The 17,948-nt window shown below is 62.4% G+C and carries 20 protein-coding genes; 16 read left to right on the top strand and 4 right to left on the bottom strand.

Translation table 11 applies throughout. From position 1 onward, the window contains the following. Positions 1-8 precede the first annotated feature (8 nt). From AC1DYJ_RS18440 to AC1DYJ_RS18400, 9 genes are all read left to right on the top strand, one after another. A complete protein-coding gene (locus AC1DYJ_RS18440) occupies positions 9-914 on the top strand; it encodes a hypothetical protein (RefSeq protein WP_025583672.1) in 906 nt (301 codons plus the stop codon). A 9-nt stretch (positions 915-923) separates the two neighbouring features. After that, positions 924-2,531, top strand: coding sequence for a carboxyl transferase domain-containing protein (locus tag AC1DYJ_RS18435; protein WP_025583673.1), 1,608 nt, complete (start codon positions 924-926; stop codon positions 2,529-2,531). 1 nt (position 2,532) lies between these two features. Then, positions 2,533-3,063: an O-acetyl-ADP-ribose deacetylase gene (locus AC1DYJ_RS18430; RefSeq protein WP_025583675.1), complete on the top strand. Its 531-nt coding sequence runs from the start codon at positions 2,533-2,535 to the stop codon at positions 3,061-3,063. A 149-nt stretch (positions 3,064-3,212) separates the two neighbouring features. Continuing rightward, positions 3,213-3,554, top strand: coding sequence for a hypothetical protein (locus tag AC1DYJ_RS18425; protein ID WP_477426179.1), 342 nt, complete (start codon positions 3,213-3,215; stop codon positions 3,552-3,554). 47 nt (positions 3,555-3,601) lie between these two features. Then, positions 3,602-3,979, top strand: a complete 378-nt coding sequence (locus AC1DYJ_RS18420; protein WP_025583679.1) for a hypothetical protein — start codon at positions 3,602-3,604, stop codon at positions 3,977-3,979. Positions 3,980-4,019: 40 nt separating this feature from the next. Beyond that, the gene (locus AC1DYJ_RS18415) at positions 4,020-4,391 is read left to right on the top strand and encodes a hypothetical protein (RefSeq protein ID WP_025583681.1); all 372 of its coding nucleotides are present in this window, start codon (positions 4,020-4,022) and stop codon (positions 4,389-4,391) included. Between the two features lie 33 nt (positions 4,392-4,424). After that, positions 4,425-4,799, top strand: coding sequence for a hypothetical protein (locus AC1DYJ_RS18410; protein WP_025583682.1), 375 nt, complete (start codon positions 4,425-4,427; stop codon positions 4,797-4,799). Positions 4,800-4,838: 39 nt separating this feature from the next. Further along, the gene (locus AC1DYJ_RS18405) at positions 4,839-5,201 is read left to right on the top strand and encodes a hypothetical protein (RefSeq protein WP_025583684.1); all 363 of its coding nucleotides are present in this window, start codon (positions 4,839-4,841) and stop codon (positions 5,199-5,201) included. A gap of 135 nt (positions 5,202-5,336) precedes the next feature. Further along, positions 5,337-7,298, top strand: coding sequence for an ATP-binding protein (locus AC1DYJ_RS18400; protein WP_025583685.1), 1,962 nt, complete (start codon positions 5,337-5,339; stop codon positions 7,296-7,298). A 66-nt stretch (positions 7,299-7,364) separates the two neighbouring features. Here the strand turns inward: AC1DYJ_RS18400 and AC1DYJ_RS18395 are convergent, their stop codons facing one another. Both AC1DYJ_RS18395 and AC1DYJ_RS18390 read right to left on the bottom strand, forming a co-directional pair. Further along, complete coding sequence (locus tag AC1DYJ_RS18395; RefSeq protein ID WP_025583687.1) at positions 7,365-8,486, bottom strand: branched chain amino acid ABC transporter substrate-binding protein; 1,122 nt, start codon at positions 8,484-8,486, stop codon at positions 7,365-7,367. Between the two features lie 400 nt (positions 8,487-8,886). Further along, the gene (locus AC1DYJ_RS18390) at positions 8,887-9,153 is read right to left on the bottom strand and encodes an SEL1-like repeat protein (protein WP_025583692.1); all 267 of its coding nucleotides are present in this window, start codon (positions 9,151-9,153) and stop codon (positions 8,887-8,889) included. Between the two features lie 444 nt (positions 9,154-9,597). Between AC1DYJ_RS18390 and AC1DYJ_RS18385 the strand changes: the two genes are divergently transcribed. The 5 genes from AC1DYJ_RS18385 (at position 9,598) to AC1DYJ_RS18365 (ending at position 13,487) form a co-directional block, all read left to right on the top strand. Then, positions 9,598-9,939, top strand: coding sequence for a DUF2147 domain-containing protein (locus tag AC1DYJ_RS18385; protein WP_025583691.1), 342 nt, complete (start codon positions 9,598-9,600; stop codon positions 9,937-9,939). Positions 9,940-10,163: 224 nt separating this feature from the next. After that, positions 10,164-10,322, top strand: coding sequence for a hypothetical protein (locus AC1DYJ_RS18380; RefSeq protein WP_477426177.1), 159 nt, complete (start codon positions 10,164-10,166; stop codon positions 10,320-10,322). Positions 10,323-10,361: 39 nt separating this feature from the next. After that, a complete protein-coding gene (locus AC1DYJ_RS18375) occupies positions 10,362-10,556 on the top strand; it encodes a hypothetical protein (RefSeq protein WP_025583690.1) in 195 nt (64 codons plus the stop codon). Between the two features lie 335 nt (positions 10,557-10,891). Next, a complete protein-coding gene (locus AC1DYJ_RS18370; RefSeq protein ID WP_477285936.1) occupies positions 10,892-12,352 on the top strand; it encodes an AMP nucleosidase in 1,461 nt (486 codons plus the stop codon). Positions 12,353-12,488: 136 nt separating this feature from the next. Beyond that, positions 12,489-13,487: an endonuclease/exonuclease/phosphatase family protein gene (locus tag AC1DYJ_RS18365; RefSeq protein WP_477285819.1), complete on the top strand. Its 999-nt coding sequence runs from the start codon at positions 12,489-12,491 to the stop codon at positions 13,485-13,487. Between the two features lie 25 nt (positions 13,488-13,512). On the opposite strand, the gene AC1DYJ_RS18360 is transcribed toward AC1DYJ_RS18365, so the two are convergent. Both AC1DYJ_RS18360 and AC1DYJ_RS18355 read right to left on the bottom strand, forming a co-directional pair. Continuing rightward, on the bottom strand, positions 13,513-14,112 hold the full coding sequence (locus tag AC1DYJ_RS18360) for a DUF922 domain-containing protein (protein WP_477285817.1): 600 nt from the start codon (positions 14,110-14,112) through the stop codon (positions 13,513-13,515). Positions 14,113-14,261: 149 nt separating this feature from the next. Continuing rightward, entirely contained in the window at positions 14,262-15,941 is a 1,680-nt protein-coding gene (locus tag AC1DYJ_RS18355) for an electron transfer flavoprotein-ubiquinone oxidoreductase (protein WP_477285815.1), read from the bottom strand. A 219-nt stretch (positions 15,942-16,160) separates the two neighbouring features. On the opposite strand from AC1DYJ_RS18355, the gene AC1DYJ_RS18350 reads away from it, so the two are divergent. Together AC1DYJ_RS18350 and AC1DYJ_RS18345 are read left to right on the top strand one after the other, a co-directional pair. Further along, positions 16,161-16,799 carry a hypothetical protein gene (locus AC1DYJ_RS18350; protein WP_477285813.1) on the top strand — a complete coding sequence of 213 codons (639 nt, stop codon included), beginning with the start codon at positions 16,161-16,163 and terminating at the stop codon, positions 16,797-16,799. A gap of 257 nt (positions 16,800-17,056) precedes the next feature. Next, positions 17,057-17,938 (top strand): uracil-DNA glycosylase, encoded by an 882-nt coding sequence (locus tag AC1DYJ_RS18345; protein ID WP_477285812.1) that lies wholly within the window; start codon positions 17,057-17,059, stop codon positions 17,936-17,938. The last annotated feature ends 10 nt before the right edge of the window (positions 17,939-17,948 follow it).

The following is a 17,948-nucleotide window of genomic DNA, read 5'->3' as shown; positions in this document are numbered from 1 at the left end:
GATATCAGATGGCTGGTCTGCCAAAATATCTTGGAATACTGGCGCGCACTGTCGTCGCACTGATCCCGTTGTCGGGATTTGCGAGTGCCGCCTCTTCCGATATGCCGCAATTTCGAGACGTTGCGGCACTGCGGGTTGAAGTCATGGCCCGCCTGAAGACAGATAGCCGCGTCAAGCAAGCCGTTCCGGACCCCGCCGATCCTGCTCGGCTCAGCGTGACCAGCACACAATCGTCAGGCAAAGATCAGAAACTTGTGGTCGACGTCACAAATCTGCTTGGCCGTATCCGTGACCTGCCCACGGCCGAAGCCGAAACGGAGATCCAGCGTTTTCTGCGTGTGGTCGTCCTTGCCGACACTGAAGGCGATTTCGATGCCGCTCATCTGATCGCGAACATTCGACCTTTTGAACACCTCGGGCCGCTGAGGCCAGAAGATGACGAATCTGGGAAAGGCCCCGCCTTTGAGGCCCTGGCTGGGGATGTCGTGATCCTCTATCAGATCGACACTGCGGACGCGCTTGCCAGCGTGTCGCTTTCCAATGTTGGCGGTCGTTCTCTTGCCCAGCTTCGTGAGCTTGCGCTGAAAAACATCAACACCCTGATGCCGCAAGTCAGGAGAAGCGCGTTTTCCGACGGGGTATTCATCTTCACTGTCGAAGACGACGAGGCCATCTCACCAGCACTTCTTTTGACCGAGAAATTCTGGACCCTGCTTGGATCTCAATTTCCCAACGGTGTGCTTATAGCCATTCCGAGACGGGACGCGATTTTCGTCTTCGACAAGCGGTTGCCCAACGCGGCTCCGATGGCTCGCAGTCTGATCGACACAATTTTCAAGACAGAACCTGACCTTCTCTCCGAGTACATTTTCGAACGCCGCGACGGCAAGCTGCAAGTCGTGGCCGAGCAATAGGAATCAACGGTGGCCGTACTCCAGACCCAGATTTCCCCCTCCTCCGAAACCTTCCGCGCCAATTCCGAGCGCATGCGGGCGCTGGTTGCCGACATTGCGGACAAGGCGGCAAGCGTCGAGCGCGGCGGCTCGGACGAGGCGCGCGAGCGTCATGTTTCGCGCGGCAAGCTGTTGCCGCGCGAGCGGCTGGCGCAATTGCTCGACACCGGCTCGCCCTTCCTCGAGATCGGCCAGTTCGCGGCATGGTCGATGTATGGCGAAGAGATTTCCTGCGCCGGCATGATCGCCGGCGTCGGCCGTGTCGAAGGCACCGAAGTGATGGTCGTCGTCAACGACGCCACGGTGAAGGGCGGCACCTATTATCCGCTGACGGTGAAGAAGCATTTGCGGGCGCAGGAGATCGCTGCGCAGAACAATCTGCCTTGCGTCTATCTGGTCGACAGCGGCGGTGCCAATCTGCCCAACCAGGACGAGGTGTTTCCCGATCGCGAGCATTTCGGCCGCATCTTTTACAACCAGGCCAATATGTCGGCGGCCGGCATCCCGCAGATCGCCTGCGTCATGGGCTCATGCACGGCAGGCGGCGCCTATGTACCGGCAATGTCGGACGAGACGATCATGGTGCGCGACCAGGCGACCATTTTCCTCGGCGGCCCGCCGCTGGTGAAGGCGGCCACAGGCGAAGACGTCAGCGCCGAGGATCTGGGCGGCGCCGATGTGCACACCAGGCTGTCGGGCGTTGCCGACCACTATGCGCTGGACGACGAACATGCGCTGGCCATCTGCCGGCGCATCGTGAAAAATCTCAACCGGCGCAAGACAGTAAACCTGGCCTTACGGGAACCGGCTCCGCCGCTTCATGACGCGCGGGAACTCTACGGCATCGTGCCGACCGATCTGCGCCAGCCCTATGATGTGCGCGAGGTGATCGCGCGCGTCGTCGACGGCTCCGAGTTCGACGAGTTCAAGCAGAATTACGGCACCACGCTGGTCACCGGCTTTGCCCATCTCCAGGGTATGCCGGTCGGCATCATCGCCAACAACGGCGTGCTGTTTTCGGAGAGCGCGCTGAAGGGCGCGCATTTCATCGAGCTGTGCTGCCAGCGCAAGATTCCGCTGATCTTCCTGCAGAACATCACCGGCTTCATGGTCGGGCGGAAATATGAGGCCGGCGGCATAGCCAAGGACGGCGCCAAGCTGGTGATGGCTGTCGCCACCGCGCGCGTGCCGAAGGTGACGATGATCATCGGCGGCTCGTTCGGCGCCGGCAATTACGGCATGTGCGGGCGCGCCTACTCGCCACGCTTCCTGTGGATGTGGCCGAACGCGCGCATTTCGGTGATGGGCGGCGAACAGGCGGCGACCGTGCTGGCGGTGGTCAAGCGCGAGGGCATCGAGCGCAAGGGCGGCGAATGGAGCGCCGACGAGGAAGCAAAATTCAAGAAGCCGATCCTGATGAAATACGAGCATGAGGGCCATCCGCTCTATTCCTCGGCGCGACTGTGGGACGACGGCATCATCGATCCGGCGAAGACACGCGAGGTGCTGGCGCTCAGCCTGTCGGCCGCGCTCAATGCCGACATCGAAGAAACGAAGTTCGGCGTGTTCAGGATGTAGGATGAGCACGCTCAGCGAACGGATCCGCATTCACACCGGCGACATCACGAAGCTGAATGTCGACGCCATCGTCAATGCCGCCAATTCCTCGCTGCTGGGTGGTGGCGGCGTCGACGGCGCCATCCACCGCGCCGCCGGTCCGGAGCTCGAATTCGAATGCCGGATGCTGCATGGCTGCAAGGTCGGCGACGCCAAGATCACCAAGGGCTACACACTACCCGCACGCTACATCATCCACACGGTCGGACCGGTCTGGCAGGGTGGCGGCAAGGGCGAGGCCGAACTGCTCGCCTCCTGCTACCGACGCTCGCTCGAAATAGCTCGCGTCCATGATTGCCGCACGATTGCCTTCCCGGCGATCTCGACCGGCATCTACGGCTATCCGAAGGATGCGGCAAGCGGGATCGCCGCTGGCATCGTCGGCAGCTTCCTCGCACCGCATGCCTTGCCTGAAATTGTTACTTTCTGCTGCTTCGATGAACAGACCGCAGAACTATACCGGCAAGCTGTTGCTGACGTTGAGGAAAGCTGAACTTATGGCACAAAAATTTCCCCAAAGCAGGCCAAAGTGAAATATCGTCGACGGACTGGCGGCTGCAAAAAATATTCGCTATTGCTTACCCGGCACTGGGCAGTTGGGGTTGGGTGGAAATGGCTTTGAAATATTGCTGCAGGTCGACAGTGTCGATACTTGCTGGATTTCTAATATTGGTTGCACCAGGTGCCGAGGCGGCGGGTTCGCTGGCGGGAAGCAAGGGCGACGAGCGCTATCCAGTTTACTTTCCGGCCGGCACGACCGGGGGGTGCTTGAAGGCCTACAAGGACTACGTCGCCGCCGGCGGCCATTCCGCCTATGCTTCCACTCCGATCGCCCGGATGACGGAATTCTTCATCTGCGGCAACCATGTGAACGCCAAGACCCAAAAGGCGGCGGAGGACGCTGCATTGAGATCATGCCAGGCCGGTCTCAAGAAGTGGAAATTCCAGACCAGCGGGGCGTGCAGCATCGCCGCGTCCAAATAGATGGGCGCGCCGGTCGGCCTCGGTTCTTTCCAAACGGGTGGAAACAAATGAAATCCGCGAACATCAAACGGGCTGCCGCGTCGATCCTTGCCGGCTTGCTCATAGTCGTGACAACCGGCATTGCAACGGCGGAATCGCTGGCAGGCAAGATCGGAGACAGCCGTTTTGTCGTCAATTTTCCGCCAGGCTCGACCGGCGGCTGCCAGAAAGCCTACAGGAACTACGTGGCGGCCAGCGGACACTCGGCCTATGCAACGACCTTCTACTCGCGCGTGGACGATCTCTATGTCATTTGCGGTACGAAGGTGAACGCGCCGACGCAAAAGGCCGCGGAAGATAGCGCATTGCGGTCCTGCCAGGCCGGCATCAAGAAATGGAAGCTCACCATTGCCAGCGGAGGCTGTGGCATCGCCGCGTCCAAATAGGCAAATTTCAGCCTCGGCTGTTTTCCATGGGGTGGGTTTCATGAAATCGACGTTCATCAAACGGGCAACCCTATCGCTGGTTGCAAGCCTGCTGACGCTGGCTGCGCCAAGCCTCGGCGCGGCGGGGTCGTTGGCAGGCAGCAAGGGCGATAGCCGTTATCCCGTCTACTTCCCGCCCTATGCGAGAGGAGACTGCTATAAGGCGTACAAGGGCTATGTGGCGGCCGCCGGTCATTCCGCCTATGCATCGACCCTGGTCGGCGAGACCACCGAGGGCATCATCTGCGGTGCTTACTATAACGCGGCTTCGCAGAAGACCGCGGAGACACAGGCATTGAAGTCCTGTCAGTCCGCCGTCAACAAATACAAAGTCGGGGCCTCCGGACAGTGCAGCGTCGCTGCTTCCAAGTAGGGCTCGCAAGATCATCTGAAAATGGGGAGCAAAATGAAACTGACATCCATCAAACGAATGGCCGTTTCGGTGCTTGCAGGCATGGTCATTGTCGCGGCGCCAGGCGTCGGATCGGCGGAATCGCTGGCGGGGAGCAAAGGTGATGTCCGCTTCTGGCCGTCGTTGCTGGGAAATCCGAAGGCGCCATGCACCAAAGCCTACAACGCCTATGTGGCGGCCGGCGGCCATTCGGCCTATGCGACAACGCCCTATATGCGCGTGCGTTCATTGTACATCGTCTGCGGTTCGCGCCTGAATGCGTCGTCGCAGAAGGCAGCTGAAGACGCAGCGCTGAAATCCTGCCAGGCCGGTGTGCGCAACCACAGGTTCACGACCGGAGGCGCATGCGAAATCGCGGCCTCCAAATAGGGATCCAAGATCAACTCTTTCCAAGGTGGGTGGGATAATATGAAATCGAGAATAACCGCATCGATGCTTGCAGGTCTATTCATGGTCGCGGCACCAGGCGCGGGGTCGACGGCATCGCTGGCAGGCAACAAGGGCGATATCCGTTTCTATCCGTATGTTTCGGGAAGCCTGATGGAGCCATGTACCAAGGCCTACAAAGCCTATGTGGCTGCCAGCGGCCATTCGGCCTATGCGTCCACGCCCTACGCACGCGTGCGTTCGCTGTATATCGTCTGCGGCTCACGTTTGAATGCACCGTCGCAGAAGGCAGCTGAAGAAGGGGCGCTGAAATCCTGTCAGGCCGGTCTCAACGGCCATAAGTTCACGACAGCGGGACGTTGCGAAATCGCAGCTTCCAAATAGGCAGGGCGTGGCTCGCCGGTCCTTTGACAATGGCTGGACTCCGAAGCAGGGTATGGCCATGACAAAGCTGGGAATGGACTGGCTGTGCAACGCGAAGGGGCGCCGACACCGCGGGCGGCAGACTCTGGAGGCTCCATGTTCGCCAAGATCCTGATCGCCAATCGCGGCGAGATCGCCTGCCGGGTGATCCGCACCGCGCGCAGGCTCGGTGTGCGCACCGTCGCCATCTATTCCGACGCCGATGCCAAGGCCCTGCATGTCGAAATGGCCGACGAGGCTGTGCATATCGGCGCTTCGCCGGTCGGCGAAAGCTATCTGCGCGGCGACAAGATTGTCGCGGCCGCACTGGCGACAGGGGCCGAGGCAATCCATCCCGGCTACGGTTTCCTCTCGGAAAACCCCGATTTCGTCGACCAGGTGGTGGCGGCAGGGCTCACCTTCATCGGCCCGTCGGCGGCCTCGATCCGCGCCATGGGTCTGAAGGACGCGGCCAAGCGGCTGATGGAGAAGGCCGGCGTGCCGGTGGTGCCGGGCTATCATGGCGAAGCGCAGGAGATCGTGCTGCTGGCGTCCAAGGCGCGCGAGATCGGCTATCCCGTGCTGATCAAGGCGCGCGCCGGCGGCGGTGGCAAGGGCATGCGCCGGGTCGAGCATCCCGATGATTTTTCCGAGGCGCTGTCGGGCGCGCGGCGCGAGGCCAAGGCCGCGTTCGGCGACGACCGCGTGCTGGTCGAAAAATATGTCGACAAGCCGCGCCACATCGAGGTCCAGGTGTTCGGCGACAATTTTGGCAATGCCGTGCATCTCTACGAGCGCGATTGCTCGGCGCAGCGCCGCCATCAGAAGGTGATCGAGGAAGCGCCGGCGCCCGGCATGACACCGGCGTTGCGCAAGGCGATGACGGAAGCAGCGGTGAAGGCCGCCAAGGCGATCAGCTATTCCGGCGCCGGCACCATCGAATTCATCGTCGACGCCTCGCAAGGGCTGAAGGCCGACCGCTTTTGGTTCATGGAAATGAACACCCGTCTGCAGGTCGAGCATCCCGTCACGGAAATGGTCACCGGCACTGATCTCGTCGAGTGGCAGCTCAGGGTGGCCAGCGGCGAAAAGCTGCCGAAGACGCAGAACGAGATTGCACTTTCCGGGCACGCCTTCGAGGCGCGCATCTACGCCGAAGACGCGGCAAAAGGATTTCTGCCGGCGACCGGCACGCTGCATCACCTGGCGTTTCCAGACAAAGCGCCCGAAGGCGCCACGATGCGCATCGAGACCGGCGTGCGGGCCGGCGATGCGATCTCGCCCTTCTACGATCCGATGATCGCCAAGCTGGTGGTCCACGCCAAGGACAGGCAAGCGGCGCTCGACGCGCTCGGCACAGCGTTGTCGCAGACCGAGATTGCCGGCTCGACCGTCAACACAGCCTTTCTCGCGGCACTTGCCGCGGACACCGATTTTTCCGCCGGCGACGTCGATACCGGCCTGATCGGCAGGCATCAGGAAGCGCTGACCGTGGTCGCCCCGCCGAGCGGCGAGATCGTTGCCGCGGCCGCCCTTGCCGCGGCCGGCGCCGGTGCGGTGCCGCAAACGAACGATCCGTGGTCGTCGCTTGCCGGCTATGCACATTTCCACACTGTTGCGCGGCGCACGCGCCTGCGCCGTGGCGAGGACGATATTCTGGCCCGTGTTTCAGTGCGGCCGGACGGGCGCTTCGAGGTGGCGCTGGATGCGCCCTATGACAGCGTCAATTCGCACGACCTTCGCGCCGCCCCTCGCCTTGCCCGCTGGCCCGGCCACGTCACCGTGTTCGAAGGCGCGGTCGGCTACAGTTTCCTCGTCCCGGATCCGCTGGCGCGGACCGACGAGGCCGCCGCCGCTTCCGGCAGCCTGCGCGCGCCGATGCCCGGCCTGGTCAAGCTGGTGCGCGCGGCAAAGGGCGAGGCCGTGGCCAAGGGCCAACCGCTGCTCATCCTGGAAGCGATGAAGATGGAGCACACGATCGCGGCCCCCCATGACGGGATCGTCGCCGAGATCGCGGTGGAAGGGGCGCAGGTCACCGACGGAACCGTGCTGGTGCGGTTCGCCGAAGAGGCTGCATAGCCAGCAAGATGCCCATATGAAAAATGGCCGGGACAAGCCCGGCCATTTCCATGAGTACGGTATCGCTTACTGCGCGATCGGCGCGTATTTGCCGTCATGCCACTGGTTGATGTCGTAGCTGGCGTTCTTCAGATCGCCCTTCTCGTCGAAGGTGACCTCGCCGACCACGGTGCTGAACGGCGTGCCGTTCTTCAGCGCTTCGGCGACCTTGACCGGATCGTCGGTTCCAGCGCGCTTGACGCCTTCTGCAAAAGCCTGAACGACGGCGTAGGAGAACAGCGTGAAGCCTTCCGGCACGAAGCCGCCTTCCTTGATCTTGGCGATGGCTTCCTTGGCTTCCGGCTTGGACTGCGGGTCGGACGGGAAGACGAACATGGTGCCTTCACCGGCCGGGCCGGCGACCTGCCAGAATTCCGGCGAGGCGATCGAGTCCGGCATGATCAGCTGGAACTTAACGCTCTGCTCGGCCGACTGGCGCAGGATCAGGCCGGCTTCCGGGTGATAGCCGCCGAAATAGACGACGTCGGCCTTGAGATCCTTCAGCTTGGTGACAAGAGCCGAATAGTCCTTCTCGCCGGCGTTGATGCCTTCATAGTCGACTTCCTTGAGGCCGCCGGCATTCATCGTCGCCTTCACGGCATCGGCCACGCCCTGGCCGTAGGCGCTTTTGTCATGCAGGACGACGACATTCTTGCCGGCATATTTCTTGGCGATCCACGGGCCGATGAAGGCGCCCTGCGCGTCGTCACGCGTGTAGAGACGCATGATCGTCGGCCAGCCGGCCTTGGCGGCGGCGTCGGTCAGCTCGGGATTTGAAGAGGCCGGGCTCATCATCAGCGCACCGGCCTCGGCATAGACGGCGGACGCCGGGATGCTCGACCCCGAGCAGGCATGGCCGTCAATAAACTTGACGCTGTTGGCAACGATCCGGTTGGCCACCGAAACCGCCTGCTTGGGATCGCACTGGTCGTCCTCGATGTCGAGCTTGATCATCGAGCCGTTGACACCGCCGGCGGCGTTGATCGCGTCGGCGGCTGCCGTTGCGCCCTGCTTGAACTGATCGCCGATCGTGGCGAGCTGTCCGGTCATCGGGCCGACCACCGAAATGGTGATGTCGTCGGCAAAGGCAACCGGCGCGCTTATCATCAGGCCAAATACGGCCGCGCTCAAAATACCCGTTTTTTTCATGGTGATAGAACTCCTCCCACACTGGCGCAGCCGTTCCGGCCGCGCTTCTTTCAGAAGGCGGGACAATTTCATCCTTCATTGGGCCTGTCTAGGCGCATCGGCGCCACTCGATTGGGCCTCATCAACGCAAAAAGCCACGCCAGCCTGTTCCCGGCCGGTCGTGGCTTTTGCTCGTCAAGCGATCCCCATGCGCCCCCGCGCCACGAAAATCTGCTCGCCGTCCCCATTGCCGTGCACGACTGGGCCAAATCGGCCTGCCGCATTCTTGCTCTTCGTCGCCGACCGTCTTGTCGCGGCCTTGTTATTCCACCGGTTCCGGCCGTCTATGCGGTCTTGATCCCGGAGCTTCCCTGTCTTTCGTATCTCTGCTCGAGCGTCTATCTGCTCGAGATCGGCGATCTCAGTGCATGGTCATCCATTCGCGGGCTTCGCGCAGCGCCCTGGCGATCTCGACCTTGGACATTGCGGCCGACAGTTCCGAGCGCAGTTCGGCGGCGCGGATCGAGCCTTTGATGGCGGCGATGTTGAACCATTTGTGGGCGGCAACGACATCGGTCTCGCAATCGCGGCCGGTCGCATACATCATGCCCAGTTCGAAAAGAATGTCGGCCTGGGCAGTTGCCCCCATGGCGCCGAAGCCGGCTTCAAGCATTTCAAAACGTGCCATTTTAGTCCCCTGTCTGGCTCCCGAGAGCGGGCCTTTTCTGTCCCCCGGTGTCCCCTGGGGAGCCGCTCTTTCGATGCTTTCGAGAATGAAGCCGAGCCTTGAATTCGTCGTTAAATGGCGTGCTTAATTTGGAGAAAACAAAGCTAAAACAAGAGGTAAACGCGGAAATTCGTTAAGGATACAAAGCCAGCAACCGCGCCGTTTCGCGCCGGATTTGACGAAAATTTGTGGGGCCCCGGTCAAGACTCCGCTAACCACAGAAACCAAAGCCGGCGCGCCGATCGTTTCATTTCCTGGTCGCTGAGCGCTTTCTCGACCCTCATGAAAATTGCAAACCCTTCCGTGACGGCACCCGCTTTTGTTTTGCCGGGAGCTGGATTAGCTTACGTTTGCGTAAGGGGCAGAGAGGCGGGAACCCCACATGAAACCACAGGGAGGACAGATATGTTTGGCAAAGTGAGCTTGGCCCTGGCGGCCACAGTGATGATGGCGGGCGCGGCCTGGGCCGATCCGATCGAAGGCAATTGGAAGACGCAGGCCGGCGACACCGCACTCATTGGCGGCAGCGGTTCATTCTCCATCACGCTGAAGACCGGCAAATATGCCGGCAAGACTATCGGTTCGCTCAAGGCGACCGGGAACAACAAATATGCCGGCAACATCACCGATCCGGCAAACGACAAGACCTATTCGGGAAAGGCCACACTGTCGGGCACCTCGCTGAAGATGAGCGGCTGCGTGCTCGGCGGGCTGATCTGCAAGAGCCAGACCTGGCACAAGCTCTGAGCTTGCTATTCGACGTGACGACAACGGGGCCTTCGCAGGCCCCGTTTTCTTTTCCAGAACGGTCCACGACCTAGCCGCACGGTTACTGCTCGCAGTCTCGCAACCGAGGCCGATGCTCTCCCTAAAACATCGTCAATCACTTTGAACCGCAGATGAACGCCGGCATCAGAGCCGGTTCAGTCGCATCAGGGCATTTTGATGGCGTGTTCAAGGAGACACCACAAATGCTCGCTCGCCGCTTCACCATCGTCTGCCTGTTGATGAGCCTGTTCGGCATGTTCTTCGCCATTCTCGTGRCTGAAGCCGGCCGTCCGGCCCGCTCCTGGGATTCAGCCAGTTCCGGCAGCTGCCAGTTCGATTGCATGAACCATTTTCGCCCCTGAGACGACAAAGACATAGATCCAAACAGAAAAGCCAAAGCCATGAACCGCACAGCCATCAACGCCCTCGAAACCCTTCGGCTTCTGCCGCGGGCGGCGCTTGTCCTTTTCGTCCTGTCGGCGCCGTTCCTGGCCATGCCGATAATGCGGGCTGTTACCGACACGACGATCGAAGCGTCGGCAGCAAAGAGGCATGGCGTAGGCCTTGTTCTGCTGGTCAGCCTGCAGCGCGGGTAAGGTACGCTGATATTCAGGTCAGGCCGGCCTGCGGATGGCGGCCTTCTGCGCTTCCGGTGCTCACGTACTTGAGTACGCTCCGCTCCGGCCTTCGCCGGCCGAAGCCCTCACAAGTGCCTCCGCTTCATGAAGGCTACGGACGGCGTAGGCCGGTTCTCGAAAGCCACCACCCTCGACTCGGCCTGACCTGAATCTCAACGCACCTTGGTGCGTAGACGAATAAATCGACGACTGGCCAGCTTTGGCGGCCACCTCCCCCTCCCAAGCGCTCTCCTGAGTCTCTATATTGAGCCATGGAAAAGCGAATCTACCCACAAGCCATCGAATCGGTCGTCATGCCGGAGCCTTTCGGCAAGAAGAGCTTCGATGACGCCAAAAAGGCCGTGGCCGCCTTGCAGGTGCTCTACGACCGCAACACCAAGTTCCTGCGCGACTCCTTTGCGGCCCTTGCCGCCGGCGGTGACGAAAGCAAGCGCTACCGCGCCTTCTACCCGGAGATCGGCGTCACCACCAATTCATTCACCCAGATCGATTCGCGCCAGGCCTACGGCCACATGCCGACGCCGGGGCATTTCTCGACCACCATCACCCAGCCCGTGCTGTTTGAAAGCTATCTCGTCGAACAGCTTCGGCTGATCATGCGCAATCACGGCGTGCCGGTGACGGTTTCGGAATCGACCACGCCGATCCCGCTGCATTTCGCCTTCCTGGAAGGCACCCATGTCGACGGCGCCGCCGCCGAGCGCATCAAGCGGCCGATCCGCGATCTGTTCGACGTTCCGGATCTCGACGGCACAGACGACCAGATCGCCAATGGCACCTTCGAAGTGGCGTTCGGCGAGCCGCGGCCGCTGGCACCGTTCACGGCGCAGCGCATCGACTATTCGCTGCATCGGATGACGCACTACACGGCGACCAGCCCGCAGCATTTCCAGAATTTCGTGCTGTTCACCAACTACCAGTTCTACATCGATGAATTCGTCGCCCGTGCCCGGACCCAGATGGCGGAAGGCGGCCACGGCTATGCCGAATTCGTCGAGCCGGGCAATGTCGTCACCAAGGCCGGGCAGAGCGCGCCCAGCGAAGGCGTGGCGGCGCCGCGCCTGCCGCAAATGCCGGCCTATCATTTGAAGAAGCCCAACCATGGCGGCATCACCATGGTCAACATCGGCGTCGGCCCGTCCAACGCCAAGACGATCACCGACCATATCGCGGTGCTGCGGCCCCATGCCTGGCTGATGCTTGGCCATTGCGCCGGCTTGCGCAACACCCAGGCGCTGGGCGACTACGTGCTGGCGCATGCCTACGTGCGCGAAGACCATGTGCTGGACGACGACCTGCCGGTGTGGGTGCCGATCCCGCCGCTGGCCGAGGTCCAGGTGGCGCTGCAGGAGGCGGTCGCCGAAGTCACCGGCCTGTCCGGCTACGATCTCAAGCGTATCATGCGCACCGGCACTGTCGCCACCATCGACAACCGCAACTGGGAACTGCGCGACCAGCGTGGGCCGGTGCAGCGGCTGTCGCAATCACGCGCCATTGCGCTCGACATGGAATCGGCGACCATCGCCGCCAATGGCTTCCGCTTCCGCGTTCCCTACGGCACGCTGCTTTGCGTCTCCGACAAGCCGTTGCATGGCGAGTTGAAGCTGCCCGGCATGGCGACCGAGTTCTACAAGCGGCAGGTGGCGCAGCATCTGACCATCGGCATCAGAGCGATGGAGAAACTGGCGGGAATGCCGATGGATCGGTTGCATTCACGCAAGCTGAGAAGCTTTTCGGAGACGGCCTTCCAGTAGACCGGCTTCCCGCAAATGTTGGCCGCGAGGCGTTTCGTCATCTTGATTGGGCCGCATTTGCGCCGATAACAGGCCTGACACCCTCGGCAATGCAAAACCCGGTCTTATGGCACGCGTGCGAAACATGATGGCTTCGATGGCGTTCCTGGCAATGCTCGGCCTCTCGGCCGCGCTCGTAGCCGGGTTCCTCGGCACGCTGCATCCAGCCTTCGATTCTTTCGCCCATTTCCGCATCCATCTGGCCCTGCTGATGGCGCTGATTGCGCTGCCGCTGCTTGCCACCTCGTTTCGCCTGCAGGCAGGTGTGGGCCTGCTCTTGGCCGTGGCCGCCTTCGCCTCGACGTTGAGTACCTTGCCGCGCCTGTGGCCGGTGCAGGCCGCCTATGACGCGCCCGGCAACGAACCGGTCTATCGGCTGCTGCAGATGAACCTGCGCTTCAACAATCCGACGCCGGAAAAGGTGCTGTCGCTGATCGGCCGCACCAAACCCGATGTGATCACCCTCGATGAGGTGTCGCAGATGTGGTCGGAAAAGCTCGGCCTGCTCGAAAGCGCCTATCCCTACCGCATTCTGTGCGCCTATCCCAACGGCGTGTTCGGCGTGGCGCTTTTGTCCAGGCGGCCGTTTGCCGTCGGTACCGAACCATACTGCGAACCGCGCGGCGCGATGGCCACCGCCACGGTCGACTTCGGCGGCATCGGCGTCGATGTCGCGGCGATCCATCTGAGTTGGCCGTGGCCGAAGGAGCAATACTGGCAGATCGGCGAGTTGACCACGACGCTGACCTCGCTCGGCGAGACGGCGATCATGGCCGGCGACTGCAACGCCGTGCCGTGGAGCGCTGCGGTGCGGCGCGTCGCCGCGCTCGGCGGGCTGACCGTGATGCCGTCGGCCGGGCCGAGTTGGATCCATCGGACGCTGCCCGACTTCCTGCGGCGCTATGCCGGCCTGCCGATCGACCAGGTGTTCTCGAAGGGCGCGGTGACGATCCTGTCGTCGACCCGGCTGGAAGACACCGGCTCTGACCATCTGCCGGTGATGGTGGAATTTTCGCTGAAGCAGGACGGCAACAAGCCGGTCGACGAGGACGCCACCGCGACCGTGTCGCTGATCCAGCCCGGGATGCGCGGCTAGATTAACATGCTGCGGGCTTGAGGTTTCAGAGGCCTACCAGGGCCTCGATGATGCGCTCGACATGGCCGCCTTCACTGTGCTCGCGCGCGTCGAAGGCGATCTGTTTCGCCTCATAGAGCTTGGCGGTGGCTTCCAGGCGCCGCCGGCCTTCGGCGCGCGTCTTGTTGCATTGCGGATCGTTCGCAAATTTCAGGCCGCGAACCGACCGCTCCGCGGCCTGCATCATCTGCCCGGCGATACGGCCATGGGTTCCTTCATGCGCGAGAACGCCGGTGAAAAACCGGTTCCAGCGTTTGCGCAGCGCCGGCGTGACGGCCGAGGCCACGTGCGGATAGGTGTAGGTGATGTTGAGTGTTCCATTGGCCTGGCGCACGCGGCAGACGCCGTTGACCTGGCCGAGGTCCAGGCTCCAGTCCGCGGTGTAGCTCGTCTGCGCGATGGCGTGGGTCATGAAACCGTGCTTGGGGCCTCTGCGGTTCATGGCCACGACCAGACCAGCACCCGTGGCGCCGGTGATGTCGTAGGTTCGCGTCTTGACGACGGTTTTCACGCCCGCCGACGCCGTCCCGACGGTGCCGCAGGCCACGCCTATGACGGCGACGCAAAACAAGACCAACACGCGCATGCCACTATCCCCCATGGACGCGGCAATGAGACCACAAGCAGGCGACGGTTTCAACAATCATGCGCCAAGCGGCGGCTTACATGCCCTGATAGACCGGGCCTTCGCCGGTATTCTTTGTTGGCGGCGGTCGAGACGGCCCGGCCGGCGGCTTACATGCCTTGGTAGACCGGGCCTTCGCCGCCTTGTGGCGGCACCCAGTTGATGTTCTGGTTGGGATCCTTGATGTCGCAGGTCTTGCAGTGCACGCAGTTCTGCGCGTTGATGACGAAGCGCACATCCTTGGCAGCCGGATCGGCGGCGGCGTTGCCGTCCTTGTCGACCCATTCGTAGACGCCGGCCGGGCAATAGCGCGTCGACGGCCCGGCAAAGACGTCGTGCTCGGAACGCTGCTGCAGCGCCATGTCGCCGACGATGAGGTGGACCGGCTCGTTTTCCTCGTGATTGGTGTTGGACAGGAACACCGAGGACAGCCGGTCGAAGGTCAGCACGCCGTCCGGTTTGGGATAGGCGATCTTGTTGTGCTTGGCGGCGGGCTCCAGCGCGGCATAATCGGCCTTGCCGTGCTTCAGCGTGCCGAAGGGCGAGAAGCCGAACAGCGTGTTCAGCCACATGTCGAGACCGCCGAGGCCGATGCCGACAATGGTGCCGAAACGCGACCAGAGCGGCTTGACGTTGCGGACCTTCTTCAAATCCTTACCGATGTCGGTTGCCCGCCAGGCGTCCTCGTAGGAGGTCAATTCGTCATTGGCGCGGCCGGCGCCGATGGCTTGCGCGACATGGTCGGCCGCCAGCATGCCCGACAGCACCGCATTGTGCGAACCCTTGATGCGCGGCACGTTGACGAAGCCGGCAGCACAGCCCATCAGCACGCCGCCGGGGAAAGACAGTTTCGGCACCGACTGCCAGCCGCCTTCGGTGATGGCGCGTGCGCCATAGCCGATGCGCTTTGCACCCGCGAAGGTGCCCGATATCGCCGGATGGGTCTTGAAGCGCTGGAATTCCTCGAACGGCGACAGCCAGGGATTCTTGTAGTTGAGATGCAGGACGAAGCCGACCGCAACCTGGTTGTCCTCCAGATGATAGAGGAAGGAGCCACCGCCGGTCTTCAAATCGAGCGGCCAGCCGAACGAATGCTGCACTAGGCCAGGCCGGTGGTTCTCCGGCTTGACCTGCCACAGTTCCTTGAGGCCAATGCCGTATTTGCCGGGCTCGCGGCCGTCGGACAGCTTGTACTTGGCGATCAATTGCTTGGACAGCGAGCCGCGCGCGCCCTCGCCGATCAGCACATATTTGCCCATCAGCGCCATGCCCGGCGCAAAGCCCGGGCCGTGCGTGCCGTCCTTTTCGACACCCATGTCGCCGGTGATGACGCCGGTGACGGCGCCGGCATCGTTGTAGACAAGGCTGGCGGCGGCAAAACCCGGATAGATCTCGACGCCCAGCGCCTCGGCCTTGCCAGCCAGCCAGCGGCAGACATTGCCGAGCGAAACGATGTAGTTGCCGTGATTGTTCATCAGCGGCGGCATCATGAAGTTGGGCAGGCGGAACGAGCCGGCGGGGCCGAGCACCAGGAAATGGTCGTCCGTAACCGGCGTCTTGAAAGGATGGCCCTCCTCCTCGCGCCAGCCCGGCAACAGGCGATCGATGCCGATGGGATCGACGACGGCGCCGGACAATATATGGGCGCCGACCTCGCCGCCCTTTTCCAGCACAACGACGGAAAGCTCGGGATTGACCTGCTTGAGCCGGATCGCTGCGGCAAGGCCCGCCGGGCCGGCCCCGACGATGACCACGTCGAATTCCATGCTCTCGCGTTCGATCTCGCTCATCAACCCCTCCGCACTGGCTAACCGTTTCCGGGCATTTTGCTGGCTCTTGCGCTGCATAGCGCATCAATCCGCGACAGGAAACCGGCGCTGACGTGACAATGCCGTTTTCGCCAAAAAGTCGCGGATAACAAGGCTGCTGCAAGCGTTTTGCACCGGCTGGACTTACGGTTCCCATATTTTAATTGTTCGACGGCTCGCTTATCGGCCATACTTCGGCCCATGCGCACGCCGTCCGGCTTTTCATTGACGCGCTTTCCCCTTCCGCCCGGCCGGACCTGCCGAGCGCTCCTTCTCGCCCTTTCGCTGCTCACGCCGGTTGTTGCTCATGCCGAACCGGTGAAGGTGTGGACGACCGGGGCCTACTCCTTTTCCGACGAGCTTGGTGGCTTCCACATCACCGGCGCCTCGGGCCTCGGTACCAAGGAAAACCCTCTGGTCATCACCGAGGAGCTGAATTCGTCGACGCCGGTGACGCTGACCATCCGCACCACCAAGCCGATCCAGCCGTTCAGCACCGATGGCGAATTCGCCAACGGCATCCTGTACATGCGCATCGAGGTGCTCAACAACAGCGGCCAGGCCTGGGTCGAATTCCAGTTCGAGCTGCAGGAGATCCTCAACCAGCCGAGCGTATTCGGCGACGGCCTGTCGTTCGACCAGCGCAACAAGACGCCCGACAACATCGTGTCGAGCGCCTATGCCGATTTCGACCGCGATTTCGAACCCTATGACCGGCTGCTGTTCAAAAACGGCAAGATCGACCCGATGAAGACGGGAAGCTTCGAATTTCTGATCACCGACTATACGCCGCGCTGGACGTTCTATCTGGTGCAAGATCCAAGGATTCCGACTGGATAGTAATCTCCCCCCTTGTGGGGGAGATGCCCGGCAGGGCAGAGGGGGGCGCTGTCCCGCCAGCCTTTACTCAGTTGTGGTGTACGCTGGCCAAATTGAAGCGGCAGGGTGTGCCGGATGAAATCAACTGCTGGCGATCCTTCGCGCCCCCCTCTGGCCTGCCGGCCATCTCCCCCACGAGGGGGGAGATCAGCTTTCACCCCCGCTTTCGCCAATCACCGATGTTGCAAATCGTCTCCCGGCGGACGAATGTGCCGGCCATGACTGCCGCCTCCCCCAACAACCGATCCGACCTTGCCGACCTCCTGGCATTCTATGCCAGCGCAGGCGTCGACGAGGCGTTGGAAGACGCGCCGGTGAACCGGTTTGCCGAGGCCGCACCAAGGCCTGCCGAGCGTGCACCGGCGCCAGCCGCGCCACCTCGCGAAAAGGCACAGGAACAAGCCGTAGCAAGCCCCGGGCTGGACGCGAGCCGGGTGCCGGACGCGCCGGCGCGCTCCATGCCGGCCACCGCGACCGTACCCGACGAGGCACAGGCAGCACTTGCCAGGCAAATGGCGGCAAGCGCCTCGACGCTCGACGAACTGCGCCAGCACATGGCCTCCTTCGACGGCTGCAACCTCAAATTCACCGCCAAGAACCTGGTCTTTGCCGACGGCAATCCGCAGGCTTCGCTGATGCTGGTCGGCGAGGCGCCAGGCCGCGACGAGGATATTGAGGGCCTGCCCTTCGTCGGCCGCTCGGGCCGCCTGCTCGACCGCATGCTGGCGGCGATCGGGCTTGACCGCACCTCGGCCTATATCGCCAACGTCATTCCCTGGCGGCCACCCGGCAACCGCACGCCGACGCCGCACGAGACCGAAATCTGCCGCCCGTTCATCGAACGGCAGATCGAACTGGTCAACCCCAAGGTGCTGGTCAATCTCGGCGGCCCTTCGGCCAAGACCTTGCTCAACACGAGCGAAGGCATATTGCGCCTGCGCGGCAACTGGCGGGCGCACACCACAGCTTCCGGCGTTGCCATTCCGGCAATGCCGACGCTGCATCCGGCCTACCTGCTGCGCACACCGGCGCACAAGAAGCTGGCTTGGCGCGATTTTCTCGAGGTGAAGGCGAAGCTGCGGGGATTGGGGGCTGGCTGATCTCCCCCCT

The sequence above is a fragment of the Mesorhizobium sp. P2_B11 genome, from assembly GCF_056404855.1.
The sequence above is the reverse complement of the archived record's forward strand: the minus strand, read 5'-3'. Positions and strand labels throughout refer to the sequence as shown.

Bases quoted from the DNA above. Each gene is read 5' to 3' on its own strand.
- AC1DYJ_RS18440 (WP_025583672.1), top strand. From the start codon at position 9: ATGGCTGGTCTGCCAAAATATCTTGGAATACTGGCGCGCACTGTCGTC.
- AC1DYJ_RS18430 (WP_025583675.1), top strand. From the start codon at position 2,533: ATGAGCACGCTCAGCGAACGGATCCGCATTCACACCGGCGACATCACG.
- AC1DYJ_RS18420 (WP_025583679.1), top strand. From the start codon at position 3,602: ATGAAATCCGCGAACATCAAACGGGCTGCCGCGTCGATCCTTGCCGGC.
- AC1DYJ_RS18415 (WP_025583681.1), top strand. From the start codon at position 4,020: ATGAAATCGACGTTCATCAAACGGGCAACCCTATCGCTGGTTGCAAGC.
- AC1DYJ_RS18410 (WP_025583682.1), top strand. From the start codon at position 4,425: ATGAAACTGACATCCATCAAACGAATGGCCGTTTCGGTGCTTGCAGGC.
- AC1DYJ_RS18405 (WP_025583684.1), top strand. From the start codon at position 4,839: ATGAAATCGAGAATAACCGCATCGATGCTTGCAGGTCTATTCATGGTC.
- AC1DYJ_RS18400 (WP_025583685.1), top strand. From the start codon at position 5,337: ATGTTCGCCAAGATCCTGATCGCCAATCGCGGCGAGATCGCCTGCCGG.
- AC1DYJ_RS18395 (WP_025583687.1), bottom strand. From the start codon at position 8,486: ATGAAAAAAACGGGTATTTTGAGCGCGGCCGTATTTGGCCTGATGATA.
- AC1DYJ_RS18390 (WP_025583692.1), bottom strand. From the start codon at position 9,153: ATGGCACGTTTTGAAATGCTTGAAGCCGGCTTCGGCGCCATGGGGGCA.
- AC1DYJ_RS18385 (WP_025583691.1), top strand. From the start codon at position 9,598: ATGTTTGGCAAAGTGAGCTTGGCCCTGGCGGCCACAGTGATGATGGCG.
- AC1DYJ_RS18375 (WP_025583690.1), top strand. From the start codon at position 10,362: ATGAACCGCACAGCCATCAACGCCCTCGAAACCCTTCGGCTTCTGCCG.
- AC1DYJ_RS18370 (WP_477285936.1), top strand. From the start codon at position 10,892: ATGCCGGAGCCTTTCGGCAAGAAGAGCTTCGATGACGCCAAAAAGGCC.
- AC1DYJ_RS18365 (WP_477285819.1), top strand. From the start codon at position 12,489: ATGGCGTTCCTGGCAATGCTCGGCCTCTCGGCCGCGCTCGTAGCCGGG.
- AC1DYJ_RS18360 (WP_477285817.1), bottom strand. From the start codon at position 14,112: ATGCGCGTGTTGGTCTTGTTTTGCGTCGCCGTCATAGGCGTGGCCTGC.
- AC1DYJ_RS18355 (WP_477285815.1), bottom strand. From the start codon at position 15,941: ATGAGCGAGATCGAACGCGAGAGCATGGAATTCGACGTGGTCATCGTC.
- AC1DYJ_RS18350 (WP_477285813.1), top strand. From the start codon at position 16,161: ATGCGCACGCCGTCCGGCTTTTCATTGACGCGCTTTCCCCTTCCGCCC.
- AC1DYJ_RS18345 (WP_477285812.1), top strand. From the start codon at position 17,057: ATGACTGCCGCCTCCCCCAACAACCGATCCGACCTTGCCGACCTCCTG.